Source organism: Streptomyces phaeoluteigriseus (assembly GCF_001896135.2).
GTDB classification, from domain to species: domain Bacteria; phylum Actinomycetota; class Actinomycetes; order Streptomycetales; family Streptomycetaceae; genus Streptomyces; species Streptomyces phaeoluteigriseus.
Genome location: NZ_MPOH02000002.1, coordinates 38,264 through 58,717, shown reverse-complemented (window position 1 = coordinate 58,717; position 20,454 = coordinate 38,264). Strand labels below are relative to the sequence as shown.

Annotated in this window: 20 protein-coding genes and 3 pseudogenes; 19 read left to right on the top strand and 4 right to left on the bottom strand. The window is 71.1% G+C overall.

Going from position 1 to position 20,454, the window contains the following annotated elements; genetic code table 11:
- The first annotated feature begins 375 nt into the window (after positions 1–375).
- The 14 genes and pseudogenes from BM536_RS00950 to BM536_RS43815 all read left to right on the top strand — a co-directional run.
- Positions 376–1,866, top strand: coding sequence for an FAD-dependent monooxygenase (locus BM536_RS00950; RefSeq protein WP_073496209.1), 1,491 nt, complete (start codon positions 376–378; stop codon positions 1,864–1,866).
- Positions 1,867–1,940: 74 nt separating this feature from the next.
- The gene (locus BM536_RS00945; RefSeq protein ID WP_073496211.1) at positions 1,941–2,270 is read left to right on the top strand and encodes a TcmI family type II polyketide cyclase; all 330 of its coding nucleotides are present in this window, start codon (positions 1,941–1,943) and stop codon (positions 2,268–2,270) included.
- A complete protein-coding gene (locus BM536_RS00940) occupies positions 2,267–3,538 on the top strand; it encodes a beta-ketoacyl-[acyl-carrier-protein] synthase family protein (RefSeq protein WP_073496213.1) in 1,272 nt (423 codons plus the stop codon). The genes BM536_RS00945 and BM536_RS00940 overlap by 4 nt, the downstream gene beginning before the upstream one ends.
- Positions 3,535–4,749, top strand: a complete 1,215-nt coding sequence (locus BM536_RS00935; protein WP_073496215.1) for a ketosynthase chain-length factor — start codon at positions 3,535–3,537, stop codon at positions 4,747–4,749. The genes BM536_RS00940 and BM536_RS00935 overlap by 4 nt, the downstream gene beginning before the upstream one ends.
- 79 nt (positions 4,750–4,828) lie before the next feature.
- Complete coding sequence (locus tag BM536_RS00930; RefSeq protein ID WP_094102369.1) at positions 4,829–5,101, top strand: acyl carrier protein; 273 nt, start codon at positions 4,829–4,831, stop codon at positions 5,099–5,101.
- Between the two features lie 115 nt (positions 5,102–5,216).
- Positions 5,217–6,002, top strand: coding sequence for a 3-oxoacyl-ACP reductase FabG (fabG, locus tag BM536_RS00925; protein WP_073496216.1), 786 nt, complete (start codon positions 5,217–5,219; stop codon positions 6,000–6,002).
- A 50-nt stretch (positions 6,003–6,052) separates the two neighbouring features.
- The gene (locus BM536_RS00920) at positions 6,053–6,994 is read left to right on the top strand and encodes an aromatase/cyclase (RefSeq protein ID WP_073496228.1); all 942 of its coding nucleotides are present in this window, start codon (positions 6,053–6,055) and stop codon (positions 6,992–6,994) included.
- 2 nt (positions 6,995–6,996) lie between these two features.
- Entirely contained in the window at positions 6,997–9,411 is a 2,415-nt protein-coding gene (locus BM536_RS00915) for an SDR family oxidoreductase (RefSeq protein WP_094102368.1), read from the top strand.
- A gap of 73 nt (positions 9,412–9,484) precedes the next feature.
- Positions 9,485–10,951 carry an MFS transporter gene (locus BM536_RS00910; RefSeq protein WP_094102367.1) on the top strand — a complete coding sequence of 489 codons (1,467 nt, stop codon included), beginning with the start codon at positions 9,485–9,487 and terminating at the stop codon, positions 10,949–10,951.
- A 23-nt stretch (positions 10,952–10,974) separates the two neighbouring features.
- A complete protein-coding gene (locus BM536_RS00905; protein WP_094102366.1) occupies positions 10,975–11,874 on the top strand; it encodes a 4'-phosphopantetheinyl transferase family protein in 900 nt (299 codons plus the stop codon).
- Positions 11,871–12,848: an ACP S-malonyltransferase gene (fabD, locus tag BM536_RS00900; RefSeq protein WP_073496230.1), complete on the top strand. Its 978-nt coding sequence runs from the start codon at positions 11,871–11,873 to the stop codon at positions 12,846–12,848. Before BM536_RS00905 ends, fabD begins: the two co-directional genes overlap by 4 nt.
- A 91-nt stretch (positions 12,849–12,939) precedes the next feature.
- Positions 12,940–14,505 carry an acyl-CoA carboxylase subunit beta gene (locus BM536_RS00895; RefSeq protein WP_073496220.1) on the top strand — a complete coding sequence of 522 codons (1,566 nt, stop codon included), beginning with the start codon at positions 12,940–12,942 and terminating at the stop codon, positions 14,503–14,505.
- Between the two features lie 11 nt (positions 14,506–14,516).
- Positions 14,517–14,786: an acyl-CoA carboxylase epsilon subunit gene (locus BM536_RS00890; protein ID WP_094102365.1), complete on the top strand. Its 270-nt coding sequence runs from the start codon at positions 14,517–14,519 to the stop codon at positions 14,784–14,786.
- A gap of 95 nt (positions 14,787–14,881) precedes the next feature.
- Positions 14,882–14,992, top strand: a pseudogene (locus BM536_RS43815) (biotin carboxylase N-terminal domain-containing protein); the annotation flags it as partial.
- Positions 14,993–15,140: 148 nt separating this feature from the next.
- On the opposite strand, the gene BM536_RS00880 reads toward BM536_RS43815, so the two are convergent.
- Both BM536_RS00880 and BM536_RS00875 read right to left on the bottom strand, forming a co-directional pair.
- Entirely contained in the window at positions 15,141–15,680 is a 540-nt protein-coding gene (locus BM536_RS00880; RefSeq protein WP_073497515.1) for a GNAT family N-acetyltransferase, read from the bottom strand.
- 49 nt (positions 15,681–15,729) lie between these two features.
- Positions 15,730–15,870 carry an NUDIX hydrolase gene (locus BM536_RS00875; protein ID WP_425444589.1) on the bottom strand — a complete coding sequence of 47 codons (141 nt, stop codon included), beginning with the start codon at positions 15,868–15,870 and terminating at the stop codon, positions 15,730–15,732.
- A 78-nt stretch (positions 15,871–15,948) separates the two neighbouring features.
- On the opposite strand from BM536_RS00875, the gene BM536_RS40640 reads away from it, so the two are divergent.
- From BM536_RS40640 to BM536_RS00865, 3 genes and pseudogenes are all read left to right on the top strand, one after another.
- A complete protein-coding gene (locus BM536_RS40640) occupies positions 15,949–16,089 on the top strand; it encodes a hypothetical protein (protein ID WP_158086479.1) in 141 nt (46 codons plus the stop codon).
- A 514-nt stretch (positions 16,090–16,603) separates the two neighbouring features.
- Positions 16,604–17,803, top strand: a complete 1,200-nt coding sequence (locus BM536_RS00870; protein WP_107439530.1) for an IPT/TIG domain-containing protein — start codon at positions 16,604–16,606, stop codon at positions 17,801–17,803.
- Positions 17,804–17,819: 16 nt separating this feature from the next.
- Positions 17,820–17,954 (top strand): annotated as a pseudogene (locus BM536_RS00865) (DUF2283 domain-containing protein); the annotation flags it as partial.
- Between the two features lie 43 nt (positions 17,955–17,997).
- Here BM536_RS00865 and BM536_RS00860 read toward each other — a convergent pair.
- Both BM536_RS00860 and narJ read right to left on the bottom strand, forming a co-directional pair.
- Positions 17,998–18,210: pseudogene (locus tag BM536_RS00860) on the bottom strand (respiratory nitrate reductase subunit gamma); the annotation flags it as partial.
- Positions 18,207–19,034, bottom strand: a complete 828-nt coding sequence (gene narJ / locus BM536_RS00855; RefSeq protein WP_079275178.1) for a nitrate reductase molybdenum cofactor assembly chaperone — start codon at positions 19,032–19,034, stop codon at positions 18,207–18,209. The gene narJ and the pseudogene BM536_RS00860, both read right to left, overlap by 4 nt.
- 115 nt (positions 19,035–19,149) lie before the next feature.
- Between narJ and BM536_RS00850 the strand changes: the two genes are divergently transcribed.
- Together BM536_RS00850 and BM536_RS00845 are read left to right on the top strand one after the other, a co-directional pair.
- Positions 19,150–19,662: an FAD-dependent oxidoreductase gene (locus BM536_RS00850; RefSeq protein ID WP_073497521.1), complete on the top strand. Its 513-nt coding sequence runs from the start codon at positions 19,150–19,152 to the stop codon at positions 19,660–19,662.
- 47 nt (positions 19,663–19,709) lie between these two features.
- Complete coding sequence (locus BM536_RS00845; protein WP_073497522.1) at positions 19,710–20,453, top strand: NAD(P)/FAD-dependent oxidoreductase; 744 nt, start codon at positions 19,710–19,712, stop codon at positions 20,451–20,453.
- Position 20,454 lies beyond the last annotated feature (1 nt).

Genomic DNA, 20,454 nt, shown 5'->3' with positions numbered 1-20,454 from the left:
GTCCCTCCCCTCCCCCGGCGCCGGAGCGATCCGGCGCCCGGTGGTGCGCCGGATTCAATTCGGCGGAAACCATTCCGCAATCTTTGCGGGCTCACCTCACAAAGACCTGACGAAACTTCGCAGAGTCATGACGAGGTTCCCTCTGAATCACCTTGAACCGGTCGGTCGGTTTGAAGGACTATTCAGTTGGCTTCCGAAGGCAGTCCCAGGGACGCCTTACCCGACGGCCATCGATCCCCACCGGGACGACTCGCACCGTCGGGCCCATGGATTCAGCACACCGATCCAGCGCACGGATGCCGTACACGGGTGCAGCACACGGATGCCGTACACGGAATTTTGTGGAATTTGCCGAGGATGACCGAGGAGAGTGGCATGGACGCCGAAGTCATAGTCGTGGGAGCCGGCCCGGCAGGGCTGATGCTCGCCGGCGAATTGCGGCTCGCCGGAGTCGACGTCGTCCTTCTGGAGCGACTGGCCGAACGGACGGGCGAGTCGCGCGGACTGGGTTTCACGGCGCGCACGATGGAGGTGTTCGCCCAGCGCGGTCTGCTCTCCCGGTTCGAGGACATCGAGGTCAGCAACTTCGGGCACTTCGGTGGCCTGCCCGTCGACTTCAGCATCCTCGACGGTGCCCACCAGGCGGCGAAGACCGTGCCGCAGTCCCACACCGAGACCGTCCTGGAGCAGTGGGTCACCGACCTCGGCACGGACATCCGCCGAAGCCACGAGGTGCTCTCCGTCAAGGACGACGGCGACAGCACGCTCGTGGAGGTCCAGGGCCCCGACGGTGTGCACGAGCTGCGCGCGCAGTACCTCGTCGGCTGTGACGGCGGCCGCAGCAAGGTCCGCAAGGCCGTCGGCTTCGACTTCCCGGGCACGGCCGCCACGCTGGAGATGTACCTCGCCGACGTGCGGGGGCTCGAGCTGGAGCCGCGGATGATCGGCGAGACCCTGCCGGGCGGCATGGTCATGGTCGGTCACCTTCCCGGCGGCATCACCCGCCTGATCGTCTGTGAGCGCGGCACGCCCCCGCAGCGGCGCACCGAGGCCCCTGCGTACGAGGAGGTCGCGGCGGCCTGGAAGCGGCTGACCGGCGTCGACATCTCGCACGGCGAGCCGGTGTGGGTCAGCGCGTTCGGCGACGCCACGCGCCAGGTGACCCGGTACCGCGACGGGCGGGTGCTGCTGGCCGGGGACTCGGCCCACATCCACCTGCCCGCGGGCGGACAGGGCATGAACACGAGCATCCAGGACGCCGTGAACCTGGGCTGGAAGCTCGCCGCGGTCGTCCAGGGCCGGGCCCCCGAGGCCCTGCTGGACACGTACCACGACGAGCGCCACCCGGTCGGCCGGCGCCTCCTGATGAACACCAGGGCACAGGGCCTGCTGTTCCTCAGCGGCGGTGAGGTCCAGCCGGTCCGCGACGTGCTCTCCGAGCTGATCGCCTATCCGGAGGTGGCCCGTCACCTGGCCGGCATGGTGAGTGGCCTGGAGATCCACTACGACGTCGGTTCCGGCGCGCATCCCCTGCTCGGCCGGCGCATGCCGCGGCTGGAGCTGACGACCGCCTCGACCTCGCAGCGCACCACCAGCTTCGACCTGCTCACCCCGGGCCGCGGCGTGCTGCTCGACCTGGAGGACACCGCCGCCCTGCGCGAGCGGGCGCTGCCGTGGGCGGACCGCGTGGACATCGTGACGGGGACGCCGGTCGGCGTGCCCGCGGGGAGCCCGCTGGCGGGCACGGCCGCCGTCCTGGTCCGCCCGGACGGGTACGTCGCCTGGGCCGCCCCCGGCAGCCACCACGACCTTCCCATGGCGCTGGAGCGCTGGTTCGGCCCCTCCCGGGCGAACCGGCTGCGCTGACCGCCTCCCGATCCGCCCTCCGGGGCCGTTCCGGATCCCGGAACCTGCTCGCCGAGAAGGAGAAGAAAAAGAGCATGCACAGCACACTTATCGTCGCCAGAATGGAACCCGGTGCGCGTTACGACGTCGCCCGGCTGTTCCAGGAGTTCGACGGGACGGAAATGCCGCACATCATGGGGACCCGCCGGCGCCAGCTGTTCCTCTACAAGGGCCTCTATTTCCATCTCCAGGAATTCGAGACCGACAACGGTGGAGAGATAATCGAGGAAGCGAAAACGGATCCGCGCTTCGTGAAGATTAGCGAGGACCTCAAGCCGTACATTCAGGCGTACGACCCCGCCACCTGGCGTTCGCCCGCCGATGCCATGGCCAAGTCGTTCTACCACTGGGAAGCTTCCTCGTGACCGGCCGTCGTGTCGCCATCACCGGAATCGGAGTCCTCGCTCCGGGCGGTATCGGCGCCAAGAACTTCTGGAATCTGCTGAGCGAGGGCCGCACGTCGACCAGGGGTATCACCTTCTTCGACCCTTCCTCCTTCCGGTCGCGGGTCGCCGCGGAGATCGACTTCGATCCCGAGGAACACGGGCTGAGCCCGCAGGAGATCCGCCGTATGGACCGGGCGGCGCAGCTCGCCGTGGTGGCGACCCGTGAGGCCGTCGCCGACAGCGGCATCGTCCTGGCCGAACTCGACCCCTACCGCACCGGGGTGACGATCGGCAGCGCGGTCGGCGCCACCACGGGACTGGACCAGGAGTACCGGGTCGTCAGCGACGGCGGGCGGCTGGACCTGGTCGACCACCGGTACGCGGTGCCGCACCTCTACAACCACTTCGTGCCCAGCTCCTTCGCGGCCGAGGTGGCCTGGGCGGTGGGTGCCGAGGGCCCTTCGACGGTCGTCTCCACCGGCTGCACCTCCGGGCTCGACTCGGTCGGCCACGCCGTGGACATCATCCGGGAGGGCACCGCGGACGTCATGATCGCGGGCAGTTCGGACGCCCCGATCTCGCCGATCACCGTCGCCTGCTTCGACGCCATCAAGGCGACGACCTCACGCAACGACGACCCCGAGCACGCCTCGCGCCCCTTCGACGGGACCCGCAACGGCTTCGTGCTGGGCGAGGGTTCGGCGGTGTTCGTCCTGGAGGAGCTGGAGAGCGCCAAGCGCCGCGGGGCACACATCTACGCGGAGATCGCCGGCTACGCCTCCCGCTGCAACGCCTTCCACATGACGGGGCTGCGCCCCGACGGCGCCGAGATGGCCGAGGCCATCGGGGTCGCCCTCGACGAGGCGCGGATGAGCCCGGACTCGATCGACTACATCAACGCGCACGGCTCCGGCACCAAGCAGAACGACCGCCACGAGACCGCCGCGTTCAAGCGGAGCCTCGGCGACCACGCCTACCGGACGCCGGTCAGCTCGATCAAGTCGATGGTGGGCCACTCGCTCGGCGCGATCGGCTCCATCGAGATCGCGGCCTCCGCGCTGGCCATGGAGAACCACGTCGTGCCGCCCACCGCCAACCTGCACACCCCCGACCCCGAGTGCGACCTCGACTACGTGCCGATCACGGCGCGGGAGTGGCACACGGACACGGTCCTGACCGTCGGCAGCGGGTTCGGCGGGTTCCAGAGCGCCATGGTGCTGGCACGACCCGACAGGAGCATCGCATGACGACCCCGGTTGTGGTCACGGGCCTGGGCATCGCCGCTCCCAACGGCCTCGGCACCAAGGACTTCTGGGCGGCCACGCTCCGCGGCGAGAGCGGCATCGGGCCCGTCACCCGCTTCGTCCCGGACCAGTACCCGGCGCGGCTGGCGGGCGAGGTGCCCGGCTTCGTCGCCGAGGACCATCTGCCGGGCCGGCTCCTGCCGCAGACGGACCGGATGACCCGGCTGGCGCTGGTCGCCACCGACTGGGCGCTGGAGGACGCGAAGGTCAGGCCGCAGGAACTGAACGCCTACGACATGGGCGTGGTCACGGCCAGTTCTTCCGGCGGCTTCGAGTTCGGGCAGAACGAACTCCAGAAGCTGTGGAGCAAGGGCGGCCAGTACGTCAGCGCCTACCAGTCGTTCGCCTGGTTCTACGCCGTCAACACCGGCCAGATCTCGATCCGCAACGGCATGAAGGGCCCCAGCGGGGTCGTGGTCAGCGACCAGGCGGGCGGCCTCGACGCCCTCGCCCAGGCGCGGCGGCAGATCCGCAAGGGCACCCGTCTCATCGTCTCCGGCGCGATCGACGCCTCGATCTGCCCGTGGGGCTGGGTCGCCCAGCTCGCCGGCGAACGGCTGAGCCAGGAGGACGACCCGGAGCGGGCGTACCTGCCCTTCGACCCGCACGCCGCCGGGCACGTCCCGGGCGAGGGCGGCGCGATCCTCATCATGGAGGACCTCGCGACGGCCCGCGCCCGTGGCGCCCGGATCTACGGCGAGATCGCCGGCTACGGCGCGACCTTCGACCCGAAGCCCGGCAGCGGCCGGGGGCCGGGCCTGCGCCAGGCGATCCGAACCGCCCTCGACGACGCGGGTACGGCACCCGGCGACATCGACGTGGTCTTCGCCGACGCGGCGGCCGTGCCCGACCTCGACCGTGTCGAGGCCGAGGCCGTCAACGAGGTCTTCGGTGCGCGCGCGGTGCCCGTCACCGCGCCCAAGACGATGACCGGACGGCTCTACTCGGGCGCCGCGCCCCTCGACGTGGCGGCCGCTCTGCTGGCGATCCAGGACGGTGTCATCCCGCCCACCACGCACGTGGAACTCGCCCCGCAGTACGACCTCGACCTGGTCACGGGAGCGCCGCGCACGGCCTCCGTGCGGTCCGCGCTGGTGATCGCCCGCGGCTACGGCGGCTTCAACTCCGCGGTCGTCGTGCGCGCCGCGGGCTGACCCGCCGCCCCGGCCGGCACCCCGGCCCCGAAAACAGCACACACCACCCTCAGCACCGTCAGCACTGGAGGAAGTCGACATGTCCGACCGGACGTTCACCCTGGACGACCTGCGCCGCATCCTGCTGGAGAGCGCGGGCGCGGAAGAAGGCGTCGACCTGTACGCCGACATCTCCGACACCGGGTTCGAGGAACTGGGCTACGAGTCCCTCGCGCTCCTGGAGGCGGGCGGCCGTATCGAGCGCGAGTTCGGCGTCAGCCTCGACGACGTCAACCTCTCCGACATCACCACGCCGCGGGCCCTCGTCGAGGCCGTCAACGAGCTGCTCTCGGTGGACACCGCCGCGGCCTGACCCCCTGACCCGGCCTGATCCCCCGATCAGGCGGCCCGCTTCCCCCCCGGCCCCGACCGTCCACGGGCCCCGCCCCTTCCTCCTCCTCAACCCTCCCCGCAACAAGGAGACGTACATGACCGAGCAGAACGGCCGGGTCGCCCTGATCACCGGCGCCACGAGCGGGATCGGCCTCGCCGTCGCCCGCGTCCTCGGCAGCGCGCGGCACAAGGTGTTCATCGGCGCGCGCAACGCCGAGAACGTGGCGGAGACGGTGAAGCAGCTCCAGAGCGAGGGCATCGAGGCCGACGGCACCACCCTCGACGTGCGCTCCACCGACTCGGCGCGCGCCTTCGTCCAGGCAGCCGTCGACCGCTTCGGCACCGTCGACATCCTGGTGAACAACGCAGGCCGCAGCGGCGGCGGCGTCACGGCGGACATAGCCGAAGAGCTGTGGGACGACGTCATCGACACCAACCTCAACAGCGTCTTCCGCCTCACCAACGCCGTCCTCAACACAGGCGGCCTGCGCCACAAGGAGTGGGGACGCATCATCAACATCGCGTCCACCGCGGGCAAGCAGGGTGTCGTCCTGGGCGCCCCGTACTCCGCGTCGAAGCACGGCGTCGTCGGCTTCACCAAGGCGCTCGGCAACGAGCTGGCCCCCACCGGGATCACCGTCAACGCGGTGTGCCCCGGATACGTCGAGACGCCGATGGCGCAGCGGGTGCGGGCGGGTTACGCCGCCGCGTACGACGCCACGGAGGAGGCGATCCTCGAGAAGTTCCAGGCCAAGATCCCGCTGGGCCGCTACTCCACTCCGGAGGAGGTCGCCGGCCTGGTCGGCTACCTGGCCTCCGACCCGGCCGCCTCCATCACCTCCCAGGCACTCAACGTCTGCGGCGGCCTGGGCAACTTCTGAGCCCGTCCGCCCTGTCCGCCGACCACGCACCCATTCCAAGGAGCCTGAGCATGTCGCAGCCCGGCCTGCGCGAGGTGGAGCACGAGATCACGGTCTCGGCTCCGGCCGCTGCCGTCTACCGTCTGATCGCCGAGGTCGAGAACTGGCCCCGCATCTTCCCGCCGACCATCTACGTGGACCACCTGGAGCGCGCGGGGGACACCGAGCGCATCCGCATCTGGGCCACCGCCAACGGCGAGGCGAAGAACTGGACCTCCCGCCGTGTCCTGGACCCGGCCGGCCTGCGGATCGAGTTCCGCCAGGAGGTCTCCACACCGCCGGTGGCCGCCATGGGCGGCACCTGGATCATCGAACCGCAGGGCGCCGACACGTCCCGGATCCGTCTGCTGCACGACTACCGTGCCGTCGACGACGACCCGGACGGCCTGAGGTGGATCGACGAGGCGGTCGACCGCAACTCGCGGTCCGAACTGTCCGCGCTGAAGACCAACGTCGAACTCGCCCACGCCGCCGAGGAGGTGACGTTCTCCTTCGAGGACAGCATCCGTATCGACGGCCCGGCCAAGGACGCGTACGACTTCATCAACGAGGCGAACCTGTGGCAGGAGCGCCTCCCCCATGTCGCCTCCGTCCGTCTCGACGAGGAGGTGCCGGGTCTTCAGACGCTGGAGATGGAGACCCGCGCCAAGGACGGGTCCACGCACCTGACCAAGTCCTACCGGGTCTGCCTCGAGGGCCGCAAGATCGCCTACAAGCAGGTGACCCTGCCGGCGCTGATGACCCTGCACACCGGCTACTGGACCTTCACCGAGGACGCGGACGGCACGACGGCCTCCTCCCAGCACACCGTGGTCCTCAACACCGCGAACATCACCAAGATCCTGGGCCCGCAGGCCGGGGTCGCCGAGGCCCGGGAGTACGTCCGCACCGCGCTGAGCACCAACAGCCGGGCCACGCTGGGCCACGCCAAGGCCCACGCCGAGGCGCGCTGACCATGTCCGTCACCCTGCGCACCCAGGTCCTGGTGGTCGGAGCCGGCCCGGCGGGGCTCATGCTCGCCGGGGAACTGCGGCTGGGCGGCGCCGAGGTGCTCGTGGTGGAGCGGCTGGAGACCCCCACCACCGAGTCACGGGCCTCGACCCTGCACGCCAGGACCATGGAGACGCTCGACGCCCGGGGCCTGCTGGACGGGTTCGGCACTCCGCCGAACGAGCCGATGGGCCATTTCGGCGGCATCCCGCTCGACCTGACGCTGCCCGGCACCCACCCGGGACAGTGGAAGATCCTCCAGGCGGAGGTCGAGCGGGTCCTGTGGGAGTGGAGCACCGGCCTGGGCGCGCAGGTGCTGCGCGGCCACGAGCTGCGCGGGCTGACGACCGCCGCCGACCATGTCGGGGCCGAGGTGCTCGGCCCCGACGGGTCGCTGCGCGTCCACGCCGAGTACGTCGTGGGGTGCGACGGGGAACAGAGCGCCGTACGGCGGCTGGCGGGGTTCGACTTCGCCGGCGCGGACGCCGAGCGGGAACTGCTGCGGGCCGACGTGGCGGGCATCGACATCCCGGGCCGGCGTTTCCAGCGGCTGCCGCGAGGGCTCGCGATCGCGGCCCGCCGGCCCGACGGCGTCACCCGGGTCATGGTGCACGAGTTCGGCAGCCCGGCCCGGCCCCGCACCGCGGAACCGGACTTCGGCGAGATCGCCGCAGTCTGGCGCCGGGTCACCGGCGAGGACATCGGCCACGGCACCCCGCTGTGGGCCAACTCCTTCGGCGACGCCTCCCGTCAGGTGACCGAGTACCGCAGGGACCGCGTCCTGCTCGCCGGGGACGCCGCCCACCGGCAGATGCCGATCGGCGGGCAGGCCCTCAACCTGGCGCTCCAGGACGCGGTCAACCTCGGCTGGAAGCTGGCCGCGACGGTGACCGGCCGGGGCGGCGAGGACCTGCTGGACTCCTACCACGGCGAACGCCACCCGGTCGGCCGCCGCGTCCTGAGCAACATCAAGGCCCAGGCCCGGCTGCTGCTGGGCGGCGCGGAAGTGGAGGCCGTCCGCGAGGTGTTCGGGGAGCTGGTCTCCCTGCCGCCCGCCCGGTCCCATCTCGCCGCGATGATCGCGGGCCTGGACATCACCTACGACGGCGCGACCGGCGGTGCGGACGGCGGCGGTGGGGACGGCGGTGGTGGGGACGGCGGCCATCCGCTGCTCGGCCGGCGCTTCCCCCCGCTGTCCCTGACCACGCCGGAGGGCGGCGCCACGGTGGCCGAGCTGCTGCGGACGGGCCACGGCGTCCTGCTCGACCTCTCCGGCGACACCGGTCGACGGGCCGAGTGGGCCGCCGCACTGCGGCCCTGGACCGGGCGGGTGTCCCTGGCCCCGGCCCGGCCGCGGCGCGGCGAGGATCTCGCCGGCGTCACGGACACCGCCGCGTTCCTGCTGCGGCCGGACGGCTACGTCGCCTGGGCGGCGACGTCCGGCACCGCGGAACTCACCGCGGAACTCACCGCGGCCCTGCACCGCTGGTTCGGCACCCCGCCCGGCGCCCCGGCCGCCACTCCCGCCACCTCACCCGGCCGGCCCACCGCCGCGACCGGCACACCGACCAAGACACCCGCCACATCAGCCGACTACGGCAACCACAGGAGGACCACGATGGGAACGCTGACCGGGAAGACCGCACTGGTCACGGGATCGAGCCGAGGAATCGGCCGGGCGACGGCCCTGCGCCTCGCCGGCGAAGGAGCACTCGTCGCCGTCCACTACACCAGCAACCAGGAGGCGGCCGACGACGTCGTCCGCACGATCGAGAAGGAGGGCGGCCGGGCCTTCGCCGTCCAGGCCGAACTCGGCGTCCCGGGAGACGTCCACGAGCTGTTCCTCGGCGTCGAGCAGGGACTCAAGGAGCGCACCGGCGCCACCGACCTGAACATCCTGGTGAACAACGCCGGCGTGATGGGGGGCGTGTCCCCGGAGGACACCACTCCGGAACTGTTCGACCGGGTCATCGCGGTCAACGCCAAGGCACCGTTCTTCATCATCCAGCGCGCGCTGACGATCATGCCCGACGGTGGTCGCATCATCAACATCTCCACGGGACTGACCAAGGTCGCCAACCCCCAGGAGATCGCCTACGCCATGAGCAAGGGCGCCGTCGAGATGCTCGCGCTGCACTTCGCCAAGCACCTCGGACCGCGCGGCATCACGGTCAACAGCGTCGCGCCGGGCATCACCCGCAACAGCAACCCGGTCTTCGACATCCCGGAGGTCGTCGAGCAGATGGCCCAGTTGTCGGTCTTCAACCGGGTGGGCGAACCCCGCGACGTCGGTGACATCGTCGCGCTGCTCGCGTCCGACGACGCCCGCTGGATCACCGGCGCCTTCGTCGACGCCAGCGGCGGCACCCTCGTCGGCTGAGCGGGCGGGCGGACGGGCGAGCCGGCGGACGGGCGGACGGACAGACGTGACGAGACGAGAGGGGGGCCCGACCATGGGACCGACGACAGCGGCACCGGTCGCCGGCCGGCCGGGCGCGGGCGGCGGGGCCGGACGCTGGACCCCGCGCCAGTGGGGCCTGCTGCTCGTACTGGCCGGCAACATGCTCATCGACGCCCTGGAGGTGTCGGTGGCCGTGGTCGCCCTCCCGTCGATCGGCGGGGACCTGGGGGCGGACCCGGCCTCGCTGCACTGGGTCATGAGCGGCTTCGCCGTGGGCTTCGGGGCTGTCATCCTGTTCGGCACCCGGCTCGTGGAACGACTGGGGCGTCGCCGGGTGTACCTGGCGGCCGTCACCGTCTTCGCCGTCGCCTCGCTGGCCGGGGCGCTGGCCGACGCCGCGTGGCTGTTGATCGCCACCCGCGTGGTCAAGGGGGTGTGCGCGGCGCTCACCGCCCCCACCGGACTGGCGATCATCACCAGTACGTTTCCGGAGGGCCCCGCCCGCGACCGGGCCGTCTCGGTGTACAGCCTCTTCGGAGCGAGCGGCTTCTCCCTGGGACTGGTCCTCTCGGGGCTGCTGACCGAGGCCAGCTGGCGCTGGACGTTCGCCTTCCCCGCACCCGTCGCCGCCGTGCTGCTCCTGGTCGGACTGCGTCTCGTCCCGGACCAGCCCGGCAGGGGCCGGGCGGACGGCGGCCGTCCGTACGAGCTGCCGACCGCACTGGGCCTGCCCGGCGCCCTGCTGGCGCTGGTGTACGGGATCGGGAACGTACCCCGACACGGCTGGGGCGCGCCCGGGACCCTCATCGGATTCGCGCTCGCCGCCGCACTGGGTGCCCTGGTCGTGGCCAGGGAGCGGCGGGCCGCGCATCCGCTGCTGCCGCTGCGGGTGCTGGCCCGACCGGCCCTGCGGCGATCCGCGTTCGGTGCCGCGGCCCTGAACGGTTCCTATCTGGGGCTTCTGTTCGTCCTCACCTTCCATCTCCAGACCGTGCTGGGGTGGTCACCGGCCAGGACGGGACTGGCGCTGCTGCCCGCCGCCCTGCCGCTGACGATCTCCGCCGCGTACTCCGGGCGGCTGGTCAAGCGGTTCGGGGCGCACCGGCTGATCGCGGTGGGCTCCCTGGCCCCACCGCTCGGCTACGCCCTGTACCTGCGCGCGTCGGTGCCCACCCGGTACGCCACCGACGTACTGCCCACGCTGCTGCTGCTGGGCCTGGCCTTCGTCCTGTGCTTCGCGGCCCTGCACATGCAGGCGCTGAGCGCGGCCCCGAAGGGGGAACCCGGCAGCACGAGCGGCGTCTACCAGACCGCCGTCCAGTTCGGCGCCGCGCTGACGCTGGCCCTGGTGGCCGCGCTGATGTCGGCTCACCGGCCGGGGCCGGGCGCGTCCTCCGCGGACGTCCTCGCCGGCCACCACCCGGCGCTCCTGCTGATCACCGCCGTCGGCGTGGCGGGCCTGGCCGTCTCGGTCACCGGCGTCCTGCCGCGGCGTACCCCCGAACCGGGCACGTCATGACGGGGCGAGGGCAGGACCCCCCGATGTCACCACGTGCGGCCTCGCACGGCACCCGGTCCCCCCGGCGGGCGGCGCAGGCGGGCCCGGACGGCCGTGTCGCCGTCGGCCTCTGGCTGGTGCGGCTGCCGCCACCGCCGGCCGCGGGACTCCGGCTCGCCGTGGACGAACTCGACGCCGAGGAGCGCGCCCGTGCCGCCTCGTTCCTGCGGCCCCGGGACGCCCTGCTCTACACCGCCGCCCACATCGCCCTGCGCCGGCTGCTCGCGGCCACCCTCGGGCTCGCGCCGCGGGAGGTGGCGTACGGCCGTGAGCCCTGCCATGGGTGCGGCGGACCGCACGGCAGGCCCGTGCTGCGGCCCGGCCCCGGCGACCGCGGCCACGGACCCGCCGTGCACTTCTCGCTGTCCCACAGCGGCGGAAAGGCCCTCGTGGCGGTGGCCACGGTGCCGGTCGGAGTGGACGTCCAGCGGACGCCCCCGGCGCGGACCGCGCAGGTCTGCGCGCCCCGGCTCCATCCCGGCGAGCGCGCCGAACTGGAGGACCTGCCGCAGGACCGGCTGGGCGCCGCCTTCGGGCAGTTGTGGGCCCGCAAGGAGGCCTACCTCAAAGGCATCGGAACCGGCCTCCAACGCCCCCCGCGCGCCGACTACCTGGGCACGCCGGGGCGCGGCGGCTGGCTGAGGCCGCCGCGCTGGACCGTCCTCGACCTGCCCGGCGGTCCGGCGCACTCGGCCGCCGTCGCCGTCCGGGGCACCCCCGCCGACCCCTGCCCGGTCCGCCCGCTGCCCGCCCGGTGGCTGTACGAGGCCGACGCCGCCCGCGTCCTGGCGGAGATGACGGAGACGTCGGAGACGACATGGGAGACGACGTCGGAGACGGCGCACCCGACCACGGCCACTCGCGTGAAGGAGACACACCTATGACCACCACCGCCTTCGTCTTCCCGGGGCAGGGTTCACAGCGCGTCGGCATGGGCCGCGAACTCGTCACCCGCTGGCCCCACCTGCTCGACGCCTACTACCGGCCCGCCGACGAGCTGCTCGGTCTCCCGCTCAGCGAGCTGTGCTGGGAGGGCCCGGCCGACACCCTCGCGGACACGGCCGTCACCCAGCCCGCCATCCTCCTGACCAGCGTCGCCACCCTCGACGTACTGCTGCGCAACGGGGTCCGCCCCACTCTGGTGGCGGGCCACAGCCTGGGCGAGTACGCCGCACTGGTCGCCGCCGACGTCCTGGACTGGCTCGACGCCCTGCGGCTGGTCCGGCTGCGCGGCCGGCTGATGGCCGCCGTCAACGAGCGGGTGCCCGGCCGGATGGCCGCGGTCATGGGTCTTGACCTGCGGACCGTGGAGGGCCTGTGCGCCGCCGTGCGGGAACTGAGCGGCCAGGTCGTCGAGGTGGCGAACGACAACGAGTTCGCCCAGACGGTCGTGTCGGGCCAGGCCGAGGCGGTGGACGAGCTGATCACCGCGGCACGCGCGGCGGGCGCCACCCGTGCCCTCGCGCTGAAGGTCGGCGCGCCCTTCCACAGCAGCCTGATGGCCCCGGTGGAGCAGGAGTTCACCGAGGCCCTGCTGCGCACGGAGTTCCGTGACCCGGCGGTCCCGGTGATCTCCGCGGTGACGGCGGCGCCGGTGACCAGCGCGGCGGAGGTCGTCGACACCCTGCGGCGCCAGCTGACGGGACGGGTGCGGTGGACCGAGTCGGTGACCCGCCTGGCCGGCGAAGGGACGGACCACATCCTCGAGGTCGGCCCCGGCAAGGTCCTGTCCGGTCTGTGCCGCCGGATCGCGCCGGACGTGCCCGCCCACACCACGCACGACGGGGACCACGTCGCACGGGCTCTGGAACTCCTCGCGGAGGCCGAAGGCCCCGTCGGTTCCGTCACCACCGTCTGACCGCCACGCCGAAGCCGGCCGACAGCACGCCACTCCACGCCTCGTCACATCTCGCCACGCCACGCCACGCCTCGTCAAGGAGGGGGAAACCATGCCCACCACCGGCAACACGATCCAGGAACGCCTGGACGAACTGGAAGCCGTCAAGGAGTCGGTCCTGGCGGGACCGGACCCCGCGGCCACCGAACGCCAGCACGCCAAGGGCAAACTGACCGCCCGGGAACGTGTCGAACTGCTTCTGGACAAGGGGTCGTTCAACGAGGTCGAGCCGCTGCGCCGGCACCGCGCGACCAGCTTCGGCCTCGAGGCGAGGAAGCCCTACACGGACGGTGTGGTCACCGGCTGGGGAACCGTCGACGGCCGGACCGTCTTCGTCTACGCGCACGACTTCCGGATCTTCGGCGGCGCTCTCGGCGAGGCGCACGCCCAGAAGATCCACAAGATCCTGGACATGGCGGAGGCCGCCGGCGCTCCCGTGGTGAGCCTCAACGACGGTGCCGGCGCCCGCATCCAGGAGGGCGTCACCGCGCTGGCCGGCTACGGCGGCATCTTCCAGCGCAACACCCGCGCCTCCGGCGTCATCCCGCAGATCAGCGTGATGCTCGGCCCGTGCGCGGGCGGCGCGGCCTACTCCCCGGCGCTCACCGACTTCGTGTTCATGGTCCGGGAGACCTCGCAGATGTTCATCACCGGGCCGGACGTGGTCAAGGCCGTGACCGGCGAGGAGATCACCCAGAACGGCCTCGGCGGCGCCGACGTGCACGCCGGCACGAGCGGCGTCGCGCACTTCGCCTACGACGACGAGGAGGGCTGCCTGGAGGACGTGCGGTTCCTGCTCGGGCTGCTCCCCTCCAACAACCGCGAGACGTCTCCGGTCGTCGCGACCGCCGACCCCGCGGACCGGACCACGGACGCCCTGCTGGACCTGGTGCCGGCCGACGCCAGCCGCTCGTACGACGTACGGGCCGTCATCGAGGAGATCGTCGACGACGGCGAGTCGTTCGAGGTGCACGCCGGCTGGGCGCCCAACATCGTCGTGGCGTTCGCCCGGCTGGACGGGCATGTCGTGGGCATCGTGGCCAACCAGCCCGCCGCCATGGCCGGCGTGCTCGACATCGAGTCGTCGGAGAAGGCCGCCAGGTTCGTCCAGCTGTGCGACGCCTTCAACATCCCCCTGGTCACCCTGGTCGACGTTCCCGGCTTCCTGCCCGGCGTCGACCAGGAGCACAACGGCATCATCCGGCGGGGCGCCAAGCTGCTCTACGCGTACTGCAACGCCACGGTGCCGCGCATCTCCCTGATCATGCGCAAGGCGTACGGCGGCGCCTACATCGTCATGGACTCGCGTTCCATCGGCGCGGACCTCGCCTTCGCGTGGCCCACCAACGAGATCGCGGTCATGGGTGCGGAGGGTGCCGCCAACGTCATCTTCCGCCGGGAGATCAACGCCTCCGACGATCCGGACCTGGTCCGCCGGCAGAAGATCGACGAGTACCAGGCGGAGCTGATGCACCCCTACTACGCCGCCGAACGCGGCCTGATCGACGACGTCATCGACCCGCGCCAGACGCGAGCGGTGCTGATCAGGTCGTTGGCGATGCTCCGGGCCAAGCACGCCGAACTGCCCTCCCGCAAGCACGGAAACCCGCCCCAGTGAGGAGTCCTCGCATGACCACCGCTCCCTTCGCCCCGTTCGCGTCCTCCGAACCGCTGATCCGCGTCGAGAGGGGTACCGCCGGCCCGGCCGAACTGGCCGCGCTCACCGCGGTACTGCTCCACCGCGCCGCGTACGGCGCCGACGCGGCCGCCGTCGCCGAGCAGTGCCGGGCGCCGGCTCCGCGCTGGCGCAGGGCGGGCACCCGGCACGCGGCGGGCACCCCGCTGAGCTGGCGGTCGGCGCCCGTAGGGGATGCCGCCCGCCGTCCCTGGCAGGGCTGACCGCCCCGCTTCCCGAGGGCTCCGGCCGTTGTCGCCGTGCCCTCGACCTGTCTTCCTTCGACCGACCTCCAAGCCAGCAGAGGGGATGGACCATCGTGCGCAAGGTGCTCGTCGCCAACCGCGGTGAGATCGCAGTCCGCGTGGCCCGGGCCTGCCGGGATGCCGGTATCGCAAGTGTCGCCGTGTATGCCGAACCGGACCGGGACATCCACGAAGCCTTTCTCGGCCTCGCCACCTGCCTCATCACCCACCGACACGTCCAACGCCTTTGTTAGGACCTCTAAGGCCCCTGCCCCGCCTACCGCGCTTTCGCGCCTCCTACTCTGTCCGTATCCAGGACGAGGAGTTGGAGAGTCAGCTCGGGGACAGGAACACGACGATGTCCGTCTCGCTGCCCGGCAGTGGATCAGGCTCCTGCCAGCCGATGCGGCGGTAGAAGGCGAGCGTGTCGTGCGCCTGGTACCAGGTCAGCAGCCATGACCGACCGCCGCACACGGTGGCGTCGGCGGTGAGGGCGGACAGCAGCCGCCGACCCAGACCGGTGCTGCGGGCGTGTGGACGTACTCCCAGTTCGTCGACCTCGAAGGCACCCACCAGCAGCTCGTTGACCCGGTCGGCGCCAAGCCGTCTGGTCACCTTCCCGTAGGCGCGGTCGGTGCGGAACGGGGCCTGGGTGGTCCAGCCCGTGGCGAAGCCGTCCACCACACCATCGTCCGACACGGCCAGCACGGCACGGAAACCGGGACGGTGCGCATCGGCCTCTAGCCGCTCCCGGAATGCCGCCCGGGTCGCCTTGGCGTTACGGTGCTCCCAGGGCGGTGCGGCGAAGATCTCGACGTATGCCACCGTGAGCTCGTCGGCGACGCTGAGGACATCCGAGCTGAAGTAGCGCATGCCCAGGAACCTATCTCCGGTCCTGCTGCTTTGCCGCAGGTTCCGTCAGTCACTGACTGTTCTGGTAGCAGGGGTCGATGCGGCCGAGCCACGAGTCCTGATCGTCGGCCAACGGCTGCTGCAGGGGGAGCGGGAGGAAACCGCAGGCGAAGGCGAGGCCGGCGTCGTCACCGTCGCCTGTCGTGAACATCACCCGACCGTGGATCTGGGCGCCTCCCAAACCCGTGAACAACGGGCTTCACAACCCGTGAATAGAGCCAACGTGCTCATGACCGGCCCCTTCGTCCAGGCGGATGGCACCAACTGGATCGACATCGACGTCTGGACGTGGGGCAGCATCAAGACCGGGTGGCAGAAGATCCCCCGATTCCTGAACAACTCCTTCGGATGGATGGTCGCCACGGTCTGAACGCCCAGTGCACACGCCGTTCTGTCCGCCAGTTCACCGAGGAGGTGAACAATCGCATCCACCGGGCAACTTGCCGTCGGCCCACCGAGCTCCTGGCCAAAGAAGCCCACCGGCTGCTCCGGCTTCTGGAGAAATCGTTCACCGCGGCTCCCGGCACGACGAGGAAGGTCGCGAACGGCGCAACCATCTCAGCGGACCCGGTCCGCACACTGAGGACCTCCGGAAAACCAAACCCTCTCCAGGTCCCAGGTTCCCAAACTGGGAATCCGCCTCGGCGCGAACGTCGTCGGACACGAGCCGGCCGCCCAGACTGCTGACCCGCGACCGGCATTCCGTCACCTGACGAGCCGCATTTCGTCGGTAGCCGCTCTATGCCGTTGATGCAGAGTCCGGCTCGGAAGACCGTTCAGGATTTCCCCCCGATCGCTCAAGGGCGGAGATCAAGTCGCCCCGCCTGAAAGACCTCGGCACACTGGAAGAAGCGGTGGTCCGTTCGGCCGAACGGAGGATTCAGATGCTGCGGCCCGGAGAACCCTTCCCCATTCCGCCCGGCGCATACGAGGCCCTGGACTCAATGAGAGACGCCTACGCACCCGCGTTGCCGACCGAAGTGGCATTTGGGGTCGGTCTGAAGCGGATCGGCGGCACCTACGTCGAAGAGCTCGCGCTGATCGTCTACGTCCCGGACAAGCGCCCGCCCACCGAGCTCCCCCTGAAAGCGATGATCCCACGGACGTGGGAGGGATACGCGACCGATGTCGTCGAGAGCCACCCCGAGCCGCTCGCGCTCCTCAACGACACGGCCTTCTTCCAGGCGCCTCGCGGCGGTGTCTCCATCGGTTGGGAGGACCCCTTCCAGGTGCATATCGGAACTCTGGGCGCCGTGGCACAGCGACGCAGCGACGGAGCAAGGCGACTGCTCACGGCCAACCACGTCACCCCCGCTCCCGGCATCGAGATGTTCCAGCCGCACCCGGGAGCTCCACAGTCCACACTCCTGGGAATCGTCGAACTGCAAGGGACGGACTGGGACTGCGCCATCCTCGAACCCGACCCAGGCAGAGGAAGTCCCGATTGCTCCGTGCTCGACATAGGAGCCCTCCCCGGCTCGTCCACCGCCCCACCCGGTGATCACGTCTGGAATGCCGTCAGGAAGCGCGGTCGCGCGACAGGGCTCACCAGTGGCGTGATCGTCGCCCATATGCACCCTGGGGAGGTCGGAATCGAGCGCCTCCGCGTGGACACCTTCCCCTTCGGAGGGCTCTTTCTGTGGCACGGCGACTCGGGCTCTGTTCTGGTCAACGCGAACGACGACGTCATCGGGCTGCTCGTGCAGGGAGACGAGATGAAGCCCAGCAGCACCAGCAGCAATCCGACCGCCGCCGTCGGGCTGGCGCTGCCGATCGCACCGGTCCTCGACGAGCTCTCCATCGAGATCGGCGTGAACCCGCCCGTCGTCTCCGACATCAGCCCGGACACCGCTCTGGGCGTGCTGGCGAACGGCGGCAAAGCCATGATCACGGGCCGCGGCTTGGACTCGGCAACCACTGTCACCTTCAACGGAGTCGGCGCTCTCAGCGTGATACCGGCTTCACCGCACCTGCTCGTGGTCATCCCACCCGTCCTGGGGATCCTGGGCACCGTCCCCGTCGTCGTCACGAACGCGTTCGGCGAGCAGTCCACGCCCGGCCCTCAAGCGATGTTCACGTACTGATCCACGAGCCCGAGCCGAGGTGAACGGAATGATCAACCTCGATTTCGACGCGGACGGCGTCCTGATCGGCATCGAGGTGCTGGACGCCCGCTCCAAGCTGCCGCGGCACGTACTCGACGCGGCCCGACGGCTGGACACCGGCGACGTGTGAGGGCGACCTTCGGTACGCCGCCGGGTACGGGGCGGCCTCGCCGTCCAGGGTGGAACAGGGGGCTGCCCCAGCGCAGCCAGCGGTGTTCGAGGAGTTGGCTGGTGTGCGTGGTCCAGCCGAACTGGTCCTGGCGGTAGCGCCAGATGTGCCCGACCACGAACACCGCGAGGCCGATGTACGGGATGGCGACCCACAGCAGGAGGTCGGTGCCGCTCACCGACGCGGCGGCCGACGGGGACAGGGATGCGGCGCTCATCGGGTGCCTTCCATACGGCTGGTGGTCGGGTTGGCGGACGGCACACGGGTCGGCGGAGCGGCCATCGGCGGTACGAACGTGCCCGGAGGGGCGAACTCCCCCTCCCCGTACGTCCCGTAGGGATCGAGGCCGACCTCCTCGTTCGGCGGGCCCTCGGCGACGAGCTGGGCCACCGCCGCGCGGTCCGCCTCGGTGGGCGGCGGCAGCAGGGTGAGCAGCGCGGCCAGGACGTGCCGGTACGGCGAGTCGGCGTCGGCCAACGCCCGGTGGATCAGCTCCAGCCCGCGGCGGTGCTGGCGCAGCGGTGCCTCGCCGCCACTCGGGCCCGCCAGGGCGGCGAACTCCAGCACGACTGGCAGGTGGTCGGGCAGTTCACCCCCGTCAATGTCCCAGCCCGCGGCCTTGTACCGCTGGTTCAAGGTGAGCAGGGCCATGCCCCGGCGGCGGGTGTCGCCGTGCAGGTAGTAAGTGAGGTAGAGGCTGCTCTTGCGGCGCAGGTCGAACATCTCGACGCAGTGCCGCTCGAGATCGTCCGTCTCCTCGCCCGTGAGCCAGGCGGTGAAGTCGGCCAGGTCCGCGGCGGCAGGTGAGGGTGGCAGGGCCTCGACGGTGGCCGTCAGCATGGGCCGGGCGGCGGTGAGTTCGGTGTCCGGGTACTGCAGCAGTAGCGAGCACAGGCGTAGCAGCAGGGTGCGTGTCTCGGCCTCCTCGGGGGTGAGGCGGGACGGGCGGCGTATGGCTGCCCGGACGCGGGTGCGGACGAGGGCGGGAATCGATGGGGGTCCCCCCAGGCGTTCAGCTCTGGGGGAGGGCAGCGGGCTCACGGACGGCCTCCGGCGGGAGTTTCGGGCGCACGGCGGCGCAGGGTGGGGATGCCGAGCATCACCCGTCGACCGCCGTCGTCCGCCGGTTCGCCGGACGACTCGACGGTTGGAGCGGATGCTCTACGACACGGCCCCCGAGGATGAGCAGAAAGTACTGGTCAAAGGCGACCGCCGCGATGCCGCCGTGTACCGCGTGGTCCGTTTCCTGCTGCTCAACCGCATCCCGTTCGCCGTCGAGGGCGGCCCCCAGGGGCAGGGGAGGGTCATCCTGAGGATCGGCGAGCGAGAGCTGCAGAACCCGCCGTTGATCACTCTGGCCGAGGCGCTGCACCTGACCAGATACAGCGGCGGCACCGACTACGACGTGGTCGTGGTCGGCGGCGGGCCGGCGGGGCTGACGGCGGCGATCAACCATGCCGGCCTGTTCGGCCACAAGGTGCTGATCGTCGAGAACGAGGCGCCCGGCGGCGCGGCCGGCACCGCCGTCAATGTCATCGACAACCACTTCGGCTTTCCCGACGGCATCGTCGCCGGTGAGCTGGCCCAGCGAGGACTGCGCCAGGCCCTGAACATGAAAGTGGAGTGGCTCCCCGCCTGCCGGGCCGAGGCGGGAGTCTGTCGACGCTAGAGAACCGCGACGCCGGCGATGGGCAGTCCTCGCTCAGGCGACTTCGGGTGACAGCGCGTCACGACGACGGCCGTTCGGTCGAACTGAGCGCTGCGGCCGTGGTGGTGGCCTGCGGAGTGGCCGCCCGCCGCCAGGGTGGGAAGCACGAGGGCGACTACGAGGGTCGCGGCGTCTACTACATGGCCCTGCCCGCGGACGCCGGACAGGTCTCCAAGGACGACTCGGTCGTGGTCGTGGGTGCCGGCGACACCGCGGGGCGCGCCGCTCTGATGTTCGCGCAGAAGTCCACCAAGGTCACCCTGGTCGTCCGCGGCACCCTCGAAGGCTCCGCGATGCTGCGGCAACTGGTGGCGCGAATGAAGCAGTCCGGCATCAAGGTCTGCGAGAAGACCGAGATCGCCGAGTACGTGGGCACGAACGGGCGGCTCACCGACGTGCGGCTGCGGACGCCCAACAAGCCCCTGGAGACCCTGCCGGTGCGCGCGGTCTACGTGCTGATCGGCGCCGACCCCGACACCAAATGGCTGCAGAGCGCAAACGTCCAGTTGGCCAAGGGGTACGTGGCCACGGGTACCGACGTCGGCCCGGACGTGCCGTCGTACGCCACCAGCGTGCCGGGGGTCTTCGCCGCCGGAGACGTGCGGTACCGCGGGGTGCGACGCATCGCCATGGCCGCGGGAGAGGGAGCGGCGGCCGCACTGGCCGTCCACAACTACTTCACCGGCCGCGCCCAACTACTGCAGATGAACGGTGATACGGCCAACGCGGCGCTGTGCGCCTACTACGCCTGAC